The following is a 12,055-nucleotide window of genomic DNA, read 5'->3' on the forward strand; positions in this document are numbered from 1 at the left end:
TTACGCAGCGATCGAATGCCCGCAATGGGGTCGTTAGCTGTCATTACGCCAAAGCCAGCAACTCATCCCGCTTAGCGACCAGTTCCACCATCTCCGCGCTGTCCGCAACACTCGCGATCGTCGCCATCGCCCGGTCCAGCCGTTCGCGCGACTTGGCGCCCATCTCACTCAGCCGCGACGCGATCTCTTCCATCTCGTCCATCCGCGCCCAGCAATCGAGCACTAGGTCGCACCCTGCTGCCACTGCGCGGGCGGCTTTTTCGCCGGCGGTGCCCGACAGCGCCTTCATGTCGATATCGTCGGTCATCAACAGCCCGTCGAAACCGATGCGACCGCGGATGACCTGCTCGATGATCTTCTTCGACAGCGATGCGGGGTTTTCCGCGTCCCAGGCGGTGAACATCAGGTGGCAGGTCATGCCCATCGGTGCCCAGTTGAGCGTGCGGAACGGCGCGATGTCGGCTTCCAGTTCGGCGTCGCTCGCATCGACCACGGGCAGTTCGTAATGGCTGTCGACGCGCGCGCGCCCATGACCGGGCATGTGTTTGACCACCCCGACCACGCCGCCCGATTTCAGCCCGTCGAGCGTGGCGCGACCCAGCGCCGCCACCCGCATCGGATCGCTGCCCAGTGCGCGCGACGCAACGGCGGGCGTGGTGTCCGGCGAGGCGAGGTCGAGCAGCGGCAGGCAATCGACATTGACCCCGACGTCGCTGAGCATCAGCCCCAGCGCATGGCCGTTCGCCCGCGCCGCCTCGATCGCGGAGGACGGTGCCAGGTCATAGAGCCGGTCGAACGCCGGACCTGCCGGAAATTCGGGCCATTCGGGTGGCTGCATCCGCGCGACGCGACCGCCCTCCTGATCGATCAGGATCGGTACATCGTCGCGGCCGGTCAGGTCGCGAAGGGAATCGGTGAGTGCGCGCATCTGGGCGCGGGTTTCGCAATTGCGTTTGAACAGGATGAAGCCCGCGGGCTGGCTTTCCGCGAAGAATGCGCGTTCGTCGGGGGTCAGTGCGGGGCCGGACAGGCCGAAGATTACAGGCTTCATGGACGCGGGTTTAGCGTGCGTTTGGAGACATGGCGAGAGGACGAGGCGGCTGGGGACGGTTCAGCAAGATGCCGTCAGAGACTCGCCAAACCCCTCCCCGTTTGTGCTTCGACACGCTCAGCACGAACGGTAAATGGGGGTGCGCCCTTATCCCCAACCCGTCATCCCAGCGAAGGCTGGGATATCGGGCGATCGTGAGCGCGCGCTTACGGCATGATATCCCAGCTTACGCTGGGATGACGGAATGAATGCTGGGGAGCGGTGAGTTACGAACCCGCCACGAAACAAGGCTCGCCCGCGACCTTCAGCTTGCCGCACAATTCGCGTGCCTGCGCCGCGCTGCCCGCATTCACGCGCAACCGGAATACGGTGCGGCCATCGACTTCGGCCTTCTCCACCGCCTTGCCCAGCGGGGCGAGGTACGAGAACCGGCTCGACAACTGCTTCCATGCACCGTTCGCCCCGCCTTCGCTCGGGAAGGAGCCAAGCTGCACCACCGATCCACCCGCGGTGCCGCGCGCCGTCGGGGGTGCGGCCTGCACCGGCGCGCGCGCCTCGACGCGGCCCTTGGCCTGCGGCACGTTGGCGACGACACGCTTCGATCCTTCGACCACCGGCGGCGGCGCTTTCCGCTGAACCGTGCCCTGCACCGGCGCTTCGGGCACCGCGCCCAGATCGACCGATCCGTTGCTCGCCCCGCCTTCGCTGGTGACGAATACCTGATCGCCCTTGCCCGCGACGTCCATGCCGCCGGGCTGATCGGGCTTGGTCTTGTAATCGCCCTCGGGTGCGGCGATCAGTTCGCCGGTGCCATCGGGACCGCCGCCGGGTCGATTGGCGTACCACCAGCCGAACGCGACCGCACCGATGATCGCGACCGCGACCACGAACAGCAGCACGCCCCGATTGCGGCCACCCTCCTCGGCGAAGTCCTCACCAGCGGACTCGAGCCACGGCAGGCCGTCGTCACGTCGGGTGGTATCGCGCCACCCATCGCTTGTCCCGCCCCTGCCGTCACTCATCAATTCATCTCCGTCGCGGCCTCCACGCCCATGACGCGCAAACCATTGCGGATAATTTGCCCGATTGCGTCGGCCATGAAAAGCCGCGCACTGCTAAGCGCCGGATTCTCCGCAATCAGCGTCCGGCGATCCGGACGATCGTTGCCGACATTCCAGGCAGCATGGAAATCGGCGGCCAAGTCGTAGAGATAAAAGGCGATTCTATGCGGCTCACGCGCCAGTGCCGCACTCTCGACGATGCGCGGGAACTGGGCGGCGCGCTTCACCAGCGCCAGATCCTCTGTATCAAGCAGGGACAGGTGCTCCGCATTGGCCGCGACCTGTGCCTCTGCGGCACGACGATTGAGCGAAGCGAGTCGCGCATGGGCATACTGAACATAGAACACCGGATTGTCCTTCGACGCCTCCACCACCTTGGCAAAATCAAAGTCCATTTGGGCATCGGCCTTGCGCGTCAGCATGGTGAAACGGACGACGTCCTTGCCGACTTCGCGCACGACATCGGCCAGCGTGACGAAATTGCCCGAGCGTTTGGACATCTTTACCGGCTCGCCGCCGCGCAGCAGTCGGACCATCTGCACCAGCTTCACGTCGAACCGGGTCTTGCCTTCGGTCAGCGCGGCGACCGCAGCGACGATGCGCTTGACCGTGCCCGCATGGTCCGCGCCCCAGATGTCGATCAGTTCGTCGGCGGATTGCGCTTTCTGGAAATGATAGGCGAGGTCGGCCCCGAAATAGGTCCAGCTACCGTCCGATTTCTTGATCGGGCGATCCTGATCGTCGCCAAATTTGGACGAGCGGAATAGGGGGAGTTCGACCGGTTCCCAATCCTCGGGCGTCTCACCCTTGGGAGCCTCCAGCACGCCGTCATACACTAGGTCGCGCTCGCGCAGCCACGCTTCCGCCGCCTCTGGCTTGCCCGCAGCCTGAAGCTCGGCTTCGGATGAGAACAGGTCGTGATGGATGCCCAGCAGCGCCAAATCGTCGCGGATCATCACCAGCATTGCCGCGACCGCTTCCTTGCGGAACGGCGCCAGCCATTCGGCTTCGGTGGCGGACACGAACTTGTCGCCATGCTCCGCCGCCAGCTTCGCGCCGACGGGTTTCAGATATTCGCCCGGATACAGCCCTTCCGGAATCTCGATCGTCTCGCCCAGCGCCTCGCGGTAGCGCAGGTGGGCCGACCGCGCGAGAACATCGACCTGCCCGCCCGCATCATTCACGTAATATTCGCGGATGACCTTATGCCCCGCCCATTCCAGCAGGCTCGCCAGCGCATCGCCGACCACCGCGCCGCGGCAATGGCCCATGTGCATCGGCCCGGTCGGATTGGCGGAGACATATTCGATGTTGACCGTGCGGCCGGTGCCCATGTCGGACTTGCCATATGCGTCGCCCGCGGCATCGATCGCGCGCAGTTCGTCGCGCCAGGTTTCGTCGTTCAGGCTCAGATTGATGAAGCCCGGCCCTGCGACGGAAACGCTGGCCACCTCGTCGATCTTTCCCAGTTCAGCGGCGATCTTCTCTGCCAGCGCGCGCGGATTGGTGCCCGCGGGCTTGGCCAGCACCATCGCCGCGTTGGTCGCGAGATCGCCGTGGCTGGCATCGCGCGGCGGCTCGACCGTCACCGCGCGACGGTTGAGGTCGGCGGGCAGGTCGCCGGTGGAAACGAGCGTGTCGAGCGCGGCATCGATATGCGCGGCAAAGCGGGTGTAGAGCGTCATGGTCGCGCGCATAGACCAAGCGATGGCCCCGCGCAAAAGCCCAATCGTCAGGGGGTTGGGCGCGGCCTCCGCACGCTGCCAAACACATAGAGGGCAAGCCCGCTCCAGATCAGCGCAAAACAGATGATGTGCGACAGCGTCATGACTTCGCCGAACACCGTGATCGCCAGCAAAAACTGCAGCGTCGGTGCCAGATATTGCAGCAAGCCCAACGTCGAATAGGGCAGCAACCGCGCCGCGCCCGCGAACAGCAGCAGCGGCACCGCGGTCACCGCGCCCGCCAGCACCAGCAACCCGGTCATCCCCGCCGCATCGCCGAAGATCAGCGCATCGCTGCGCGCCAGCCACGCCATATAGGCGAGCGCGAAGGGCGTCAGGATCGCGGTCTCGATCGTCAGCCCCTCAAGCGATTCGACCGGTGCCACTTTTCGCACCAGACCGTAGAACGCGAAGGACACCGCCAGCGTCAGGCTGATCCACAGCCCCGCGCCTGCCCCGACCGCCAGTACAATCACGCCCGCCGCGGCGAGCGCAACCGCCGCCATCTGGGTGCGCGTCAACCGCTCGCCCAACACGACCACCCCGATCAGCACATTGACCAGCGGGTTGAGGAAATAGCCCAGGCTCGCCGCCAGCACATGCCCATTCTGCACCGCCCAGATATAGATCAGCCAGTTGACCGAAATCAGCGCCGCGCTGACCGCCAGCAGCCCCAGGGTGCGGGTGTCACGCAGCACCGCGAGCAATTTCCCGAACCGCCCCGTCACCGCGAGAATACCGACCAGCAACACCAGCGACCAGACGACGCGGTCCGCCACGATCTCCCCCGCCGTCACCCCCGCCAAAAGCAGGAAGTAAAGCGGCAGGAACCCCCAGATCAAATAGGCACCCAGCCCAAAGGCGAGCCCGCGGCGGTCTAAACTGGCGGCGGGGGTTGCGGGTGCTTGCATGAAGCGCAGCTAGGCCTTGCTGCGCCTGCGAACAAGGGCGGCATTGCTTGGGCGGTCAAACCCTGGGCTTTACCCCCCAGCGATCATAATCCTCGCCGATCCGGGGCGACATCATCCGGGCGGCGTCGAGATCGCGCCTCGCCCCCTTCGCGTCGCCGCGATGCGACAGAACGATTCCACGCAGATAGGTCGCGGCGGGCATGTCGGGCACAATGTCGAGCGCGGCGTTCAGATCGGCGATCGCCTCTTCCAGCCGCCCCATGCGGAAATAGACCATCGCCCGGCTGTCGAGCGCCGCGGCCGGATTTTCCGCCAGCGTGATCGCCCGAGTGCAATCCTCAAGCGCGGCGGCGAGGGCGACATTCTCGGTCCCTTTCAGCCAGCAGCGGTTGTTCAGCATCGTCGCGTCACGCGGCGCGGCGGCGATCGCGGCGTCGAGCGCTTCGACGGCGTCGTCCACCGCGCCGGTACGGGCGAGCACAGTCGCCTTGACTGCCAGGAAACCGCGGCCGTCTTCGTCATCTGCGGACGCGCGGGGATCGACCAGCGCTAGTGCCCCGTCCCCATCGCCGCGTTCGGCGCGCAGCATCGCCAACGCGCGGATTGCGCCTGCGTCGCTCGCGTCGAGTTCATGGGCCGCGTCGAAATCAGCCATCGCCTTCACATCGTCGCCCAGTGTCCGGTAATGACCGCCGCGGGTCAGCCGATATTGCGGTTTGTCGTCGATCGCGATCGCCGCAGTCAGATCGTCGATCGCGCCTTTGGTGTCGCGGATGCGCGCGCGGAACCAGGCGCGGTTGGACAATAGCGTACTGTTGTCAGGCGATTGCGCGATGTCGGCGGCGTAGGCCGCCAGGATCGGATCGAACCGCCCGACGCCGCGTCCGCGGTCGATCTGTTGCCATATCGGCGTCTGGTCGGGCGATACCGCATAGGCCAGGTCGGATTTGGCTCGCGCGATCGCCTGACGCGTGGCCGCCAGATCGGCGGTCGCGACTTCCGCCCCGTTTGCCGCCTGAAGCTCGCGGATCGTCAGCAGACCGCGCTCCAGCGATACGGCGCGACCCATTTCCAACCCGCCTATCGTCGCCGACCAGTCCGGCGTGCCTTCGATCCGCACATCGGCAGGCATTCGCGTGCGGGTTGTGACCACCATCCGCGCCGGATCGCCGGTCGCGACCGGAATGTCGCGCCAACTGCCGCGCGAACGATCGGGCGCGAAGTTCACATTGCCGAGAAGATATTCGATGGCGATGCGCTTTACAGCACCCTCTCGTTTCCAGCCCGGATAGGTAACCCCCGACGCGGTCAACGTCGCCGTCGCCGAACTCGCATCATAATCGACCTTTTCACCATACACGGTGCCGGTCCCGACATAGGGACGGATCAGGCCGGTGGTGGCTTCGGCGAGTTGATCGCGCGTCCCCTGACTGCCCAATTGCTGCAACTGCTGTGCGTGCTGGCCGCGAAACGTCATCCGGATCGTGAAGGGTGCGGGAAAATCGACCCCGGCCCGCTGGTCGAGTTCGAGCAGGGTGTCGAAATCGGCCCGGTGCGGCGCGCGCAGTTCAAGTGGCATCAAATCGGCGCCGTCGGCGCGCAGCGGTAAAACGTGGCGGAACGGCAACGCGTCGCCGATGTCCGCCAGCCGGTCACCCGACCGCGTGCCGTCCAGCCAGAGCGACCGACCGTCGATTTCGCCACGCACGACGACATGGTCGAACGCGGCGGCGCTAGGCAGGCGTTTGGGTACGAAATCGCCCATCTGCGTATGCGCCAGCACGGCCTCGGCCGTGATGTCCATTTCACGCAGCATCGCGAGCAGCAACAGCGTCTTTGCCTTGCAATCGCCATAGCGCAGCGACCAGGTCTGGCTCGGCGACTGGGGCACATAATTGCCGCCCGCCATGCCGTTGAACAAATAGCGGATTTCGTCCTGAACGAATTGCAGCGCCAGCGCCGCGCGGGTGCGCGGATCGGCGCTCTGGGCCTTGATCTTGGCGACTTCAGCAGCCAGCGGACTATCCGACGCGATCAGCCCTTCGGTTGCATAATGCGGTGCCATGGTGCGCGACACCGCCCGCCAGTCGGCAAAGGTGGTGGCTTCAACGATTGGCAGCGGGCGAAACCGCATTGGCGCGTCGTCGGGCAGATCGGGCGTCTTTGCGAGCGTACCGACGAATTCGACCTCGTCGAACCCGTCGGCGTTGCTCTGGCGCGGCGTCGCTCCGCTGGCCAGCGCGCGCCATTTGAGCGGCGTACCCTCCGGCCACAGCACCCGCACCCGCGCGAAATCGGCGCGCGCCGGATCGCCGATCAGCGGCACGACCGTCTGCGCCTGCCCGTTCAGCGCCTCATCCTTGTTGGTGACCGACGTGGTGATGCGCAGCACGTCGCCGACGCGCAACCCCTGAACGGTCATTGTGGCGGTCAGCACGCCGGTCATCTGAAGTTGTTCAAGCTGCTCCTCGCGCTGGAGAACCGCAAAGCGCTCGCCCTTCGCCAACAGATCGATGGTCTCCCCGGCGCGCAGAATTTGCGCACGGTGGATGACCAATTCGCCGTGATGCGGCTGCCATGGCAGCTGGACCGTGCCCGCCTGGCTGACGACCTGCGCGGACGCCATGCGCAGCGCCTGATCGGCATAGATTGTGACTCGACCGCTCTCGAACCGATGTTGCTGGTCGAGGATCAGCAACACCGGCGAATTGGCGTCGAGCTTCGCAAGGTCGATCGGCGGCGCAGGTTTCGCCCATGCGGGTGCGGCGCGATAGACCGGCGTCTCGTTTGCCATCGCCACTGATGCACTTGTCCCGGCCAATGCGACGACCGTTACGCCCAGACCCCAACGCATTCCGATTGCCCCCGAATTTCCCCTCTGGCCCGTCAACCTATCGGAGCGGGCGCGCGGGTCAACCGTTGACGATCACGTTCGTCGGCGACGGCGCGACGCCGCCGCTCAACGGCTGTGGTAGAAATCATACACCAGTTGCGCGACCGCCGCCGATACGCCGGGTGCCTGTTGCAGGTCCTTCAGACTGGCGTTGCGTACCGCGCGGCCGGTGCCGAAATGCATCAGCAGAGCCTTCTTTCGCGCAGGGCCGATGCCGGGGACTTCGTCGAGCGGGCTCGCGCCGATCGCCTTTGCCCGCTTCGCCCGGTGTGCGCCGATCGCGAAACGGTGAACCTCATCGCGCAGCCGCTGGAGGTAGAAGAGTACGGGCGCATTGACCGGCAACTGGAATTCGCGCCCGTCCATCATGTGAAACACCTCGCGCCCGTCGCGGCCGTGATGCGGCCCCTTGGCGATACCGACGACGCAAATGTCCTCGATCCCCAGTTCTTCCAGCACTTCCGTCACCGCGTTCAACTGCCCGCGTCCGCCATCGACCAGCACCAGATCGGGCCAATCCCCCTGATCGCGGTCGGGGTCCTCGGCCTGCGCGCGCGCAAAACGCCGCGAGAACACTTCGCGCATCATCGCATAATCGTCGCCGGGCTTGGTCTCGCTGCGTTTGATGTTGAACTTGCGATACTGGCCCTTGCGATACCCCTCCGGCCCGGCGACGACCATCGCGCCCAGCGCGTTCGTCCCTTGAATATGGCTGTTGTCGTAGATTTCGATGCGGTCGGGCGGATCGGCCAGGCCGAACAGCTCGGCGACCTCGCGCAGCAATTTCGCCTGGGTCGTGCTTTCGGCATTGTGGCGATCGAGTGCTTCCTCGGCATTGCGCTTCGCCTGGTCGAGCAGCCGCTTGCGGTCGCCGCGCTGGGGCACCGAGATCGCCACTTTGAACCCCGCGCGTTCGGCCAGCGCCTGCTGCACCACCTCGGCCTCAGGCAGCTCGCGATCGACGAAAATATTCCGCGCGGGCGGCACTTCCTCATAGAATTGCATCAGGAAGCTTTGCAGCACTTCGTCCTCGGGCACGTCGGCAGTGTGCGCGGGAAAGAAGCTGCGATGCCCCCAATTCTGGCCGCCGCGGATGAAGAATGCCTGGATGCCCATATGGCCGTGGCGGTTGGCGAGCGCGAAGATATCGGCGTCGCCCACCCCTTCGGCATTGATCGCCTGCGTCCCCTGAATGAAGGTCAGCGCCTTCAACCGGTCGCGCAGCACCGCGGCCAATTCGAAGTCCATATTCTCCGCCGCCGCCTGCATCTGCGCGCCCAGCTTGGTCTGAACCTGAGTCGATTTGCCGCCGAGAAACGCCTTCGCATCGGCGACCAGCTCGGCGTAATCGTCCTTCGAGATGCGATCGACGCAGGGGGCCGAACAACGCTTGATCTGATGCAGCAGGCAGGGTCGGTCGCGGGTGTTGAAAAAACTGTCGGTGCAGCTTCGCAGCAGGAACAGCTTTTGCAGCGCGTTGAGCGTCTGGTTGACCGACCCGGCGCTGGCGAACGGGCCGTAGTAATTTCCCTTCGCACGCCTGGCCCCGCGATGCTTCTGCACGCGTGGGAAATCATGATCGGCACGCAAAAGGATGAACGGAAAGCTTTTGTCATCGCGCAATAGCACGTTGTAGGCGGGGCGGTATCGCTTGATGAGCTGCGCTTCCAGCAGCAGCGCTTCCGCCTCGTTGTTGGTCGTGACGATCGTCATGCCGCGCGTCTGCGACACCATCCGCTGGAGCCTTTTCGGCATCCGTTCGACTTGAACATAATTGGCGACGCGGTTCTTGAGCGCGCGCGCTTTCCCCACATAAAGCACGTCGCCACGCGCATCCTGCATCCTGTACACGCCGGGCCGCGCGGGCAGCGTTTTCAGCACATTGCGGATGGCGGCCACCCCCGCCTGCAGATCCGGCTTGTCCGATCCGCGCACGGTGTAGGTGGCTTTTTCCTCGTTGAACCGGTCGGGGGTGTTGGGCGACGACATTGCGCCCGATTTAGGGAGCGGTGACGGGTTAGGCCAGCCTTACGCCGCGGCGGTCAGCTTGGTCCCGATCACGCCGATCACGATCAAGGCCATGAACATGCCCTGCACCGGGGTGATCTTGTCCCCGAACAAGACCGTGCTGGCGATGATGACCCCCACCGCGCCCAGCCCGGTCCACACCGCATAGGCCGTCCCTGCCGGGATGCCGCGCATCGCCAGCGCGAGCAGACCCATATTCACGAAGCTGAGCGTGATCGGCACGATCGCGGCGAGCCACGTCCCCTTGTCCCCCGCCCATTTCAGGCTGAGCGCCCAGCAGATTTCGGTGAAGACGGCGATGAACAGGATGACCCAGGCCATGTGACGGTTACTCGGTTGTGAGGAATGGAGACTAGAGAAATCCGTTCGTTTCGAGCGTAGTCGAGAAACGCGGGCTTGGCGCTCGGGACACGTTTCTCCACTTCGAGCCAAAGGCTCGAAGCCTGTCCTGAGCGCCTGCCTTGGCAGGCAGTCGAAGGGCTCGAAACGAACGGGTTGGTTATTTTCCGGTCGGTTCGCCCACCGTCGCCACATCGGCATCAATCACCGCGCGGATCTTCACCGCCAGCTCGGCAATCGTGAACGGTTTCGGCAGGAACGCCACGTCATGGTCGAGCATGCCGTTATGGACGATCGCGTTCTTGGTATAACCGGTGGTGTAGAGCACTTTCAGCCCCGGCCGCTTGGCCCGTGCCGCCTCCGCGAGCAGCCGCCCGTTCATGTCGGGCATGATGACGTCGGTGAAGAGCAGGTCGATGCGCGGTTGCAGTTCCAGCACGGTCAGCGCCTGGTTCGCGTCCGATGCCTGGACGACCAGATAGCCGAGTTCGCGCAGTGCATCGACCGACATGTGGCGGACGCGGTCCTCGTCCTCCACCACCAGGATGATCTCGTCGGGCTTGGCACGCGGCAGCTCGGCATAAGCCTTGCCTTCCTCGACGCTTGCCGCCTCGCCGAAATGGCGCGGCAGGTATAGCTTCACGGTGGTCCCGACGCCGATCTCCGAATAGATCTTCACATGCCCGCCGGACTGTTTGACGAAGCCGAACACCTGGCTCAGGCCCAGTCCCGTCCCCTTGCCCACGCCCTTGGTGGTGTAGAACGGGTCGAACGCCCGCTCGATCACTTCGGCGGGCATCCCGGTGCCGCTGTCAGTGACCGACACCATGACATATTGGCCGGGTTCGACTTCGTTATGGTCGGCGGCATAGCGGTCGTCGAGATGCGAATTCGCCGCCTCGATCGTCAGCTTGCCGCCATCGGGCATCGCATCACGTCCATTGACGCACAGGTTGAGGACGGCGTTTTCGAGTTGCCCGGTATCGGCAAAGGCCGACCAGATCCCGCCCGCGATCACGGTTTCGACACGGACATTCTCGCCCAGCGTCCGTCGCAGCATTTCGGACATGCCGCCGATCAGCTTGTTGACGTCGATTGCCCGGGGTGCGAGCGGTTGCTGGCGTGAAAAGGCAAGCAGTCGCGACGTCAGCTGCGCGGCGCGCTCGGCCCCCTCCATCGCATTGTCGATGCACGGCAGCGCCTTTTCCGGCCCCTGTTCGATGCGTCGCTTGGCAAGGTCGAGCGAGCCGATGACGATCGCCAGCATATTGTTGAAATCATGCGCGATACCACCGGTCAGTTGGCCGATCGATTCCATCTTCTGCAACTGGCGAAGCTGACCCTCGGCCGTCTCACGATTGGCGGCTTCCTCGCTTAGCCGGGCATTGGTTTCGGCCAGCATGTCACGCGCCGCCGACGCCGCGATCAGGCGGCGGCGCACATCGCGCACCGCAAACCACGCCAGCGCGACCGCGGCGAGCGCACAGACGACCAGCAAGGTGCCCAGCAACCACGCCTTCCACGTCGCATCGTCGCTCCGCGCTTCGACCAATTCGACCTGGCGCGCGCGCATGTCGGTGACCAGCGCCCGCGCATCGTCCATGATCGATTTCCCGGCATTCAGCCGCGCGATCACCAGTTCGCGATTGCTTCCGACGCCCAGCCCCAGCGTTTCCTCGGCAGCCGCCATGCGCGCATCGGCGAGCACGCGCAGCCGTGCGACATCGGCTTGCTGTTGCGGATTGCCGACCACGTCGTCGAGCAGATCAAGATGCTCGGGTATCCGCTTCTGCGCTTCGAAATAGGGCGCGAGGAAATCGGCGTCGCCGGTCAACAGATAACCGCGCTGGCCGGTCTCGGCATCCTGCAGCTTGATCAGAACGCGGTCGAGCCGTTCCTGCGCGACCAATGTGCGCGCGAAATCGCTTTGCGCGCGCTGAAGATCGACGAACAGCGCGATCGTCCCCGCAACCGCGAGCACCAGCAACGCGAATCCCGCGACTAGGGCGATCAGCCCGCGATCGAAACGCTGTGTAGTCACGAAACCC

Annotated in this window: 8 protein-coding genes; all 8 read right to left on the reverse strand. The window is 65.0% G+C overall.

All coding sequences use genetic code 11. The features are described from left to right. Positions 1–43: 43 nt before the first annotated feature. A complete protein-coding gene (locus tag ENHY17A_RS07590) occupies positions 44–1,051 on the reverse strand; it encodes a glycoside hydrolase family 3 N-terminal domain-containing protein (protein WP_159711550.1) in 1,008 nt (335 codons plus the stop codon). A 266-nt stretch (positions 1,052–1,317) separates the two neighbouring features. Further along, positions 1,318–2,073 (reverse strand): SPOR domain-containing protein, encoded by a 756-nt coding sequence (locus tag ENHY17A_RS07595; protein WP_159711552.1) that lies wholly within the window; start codon positions 2,071–2,073, stop codon positions 1,318–1,320. Continuing rightward, a complete protein-coding gene (gene argS / locus ENHY17A_RS07600; protein ID WP_159714303.1) occupies positions 2,073–3,797 on the reverse strand; it encodes an arginine--tRNA ligase in 1,725 nt (574 codons plus the stop codon). Before argS ends, ENHY17A_RS07595 begins: the two co-directional genes overlap by 1 nt. A gap of 47 nt (positions 3,798–3,844) precedes the next feature. Continuing rightward, positions 3,845–4,747, reverse strand: a complete 903-nt coding sequence (rarD, locus tag ENHY17A_RS07605) for an EamA family transporter RarD (protein WP_159711554.1) — start codon at positions 4,745–4,747, stop codon at positions 3,845–3,847. A gap of 55 nt (positions 4,748–4,802) precedes the next feature. Further along, on the reverse strand, positions 4,803–7,601 hold the full coding sequence (locus tag ENHY17A_RS07610; protein ID WP_159711556.1) for a DUF3857 domain-containing transglutaminase family protein: 2,799 nt from the start codon (positions 7,599–7,601) through the stop codon (positions 4,803–4,805). Positions 7,602–7,706: 105 nt separating this feature from the next. Further along, positions 7,707–9,629 carry an excinuclease ABC subunit UvrC gene (gene uvrC, locus ENHY17A_RS07615; protein WP_159711558.1) on the reverse strand — a complete coding sequence of 641 codons (1,923 nt, stop codon included), beginning with the start codon at positions 9,627–9,629 and terminating at the stop codon, positions 7,707–7,709. Between the two features lie 39 nt (positions 9,630–9,668). After that, on the reverse strand, positions 9,669–9,989 hold the full coding sequence (locus ENHY17A_RS07620; RefSeq protein ID WP_159711560.1) for a DMT family transporter: 321 nt from the start codon (positions 9,987–9,989) through the stop codon (positions 9,669–9,671). A 178-nt stretch (positions 9,990–10,167) separates the two neighbouring features. Continuing rightward, the gene (locus ENHY17A_RS07625; RefSeq protein ID WP_159711564.1) at positions 10,168–12,048 is read right to left on the reverse strand and encodes a CHASE3 domain-containing protein; all 1,881 of its coding nucleotides are present in this window, start codon (positions 12,046–12,048) and stop codon (positions 10,168–10,170) included. Positions 12,049–12,055: the final 7 nt, after the last annotated feature.

The organism is Sphingomonas sp. AX6 (assembly GCF_902506605.1).
In the GTDB taxonomy this organism is placed as follows: domain Bacteria; phylum Pseudomonadota; class Alphaproteobacteria; order Sphingomonadales; family Sphingomonadaceae; genus Sphingomonas.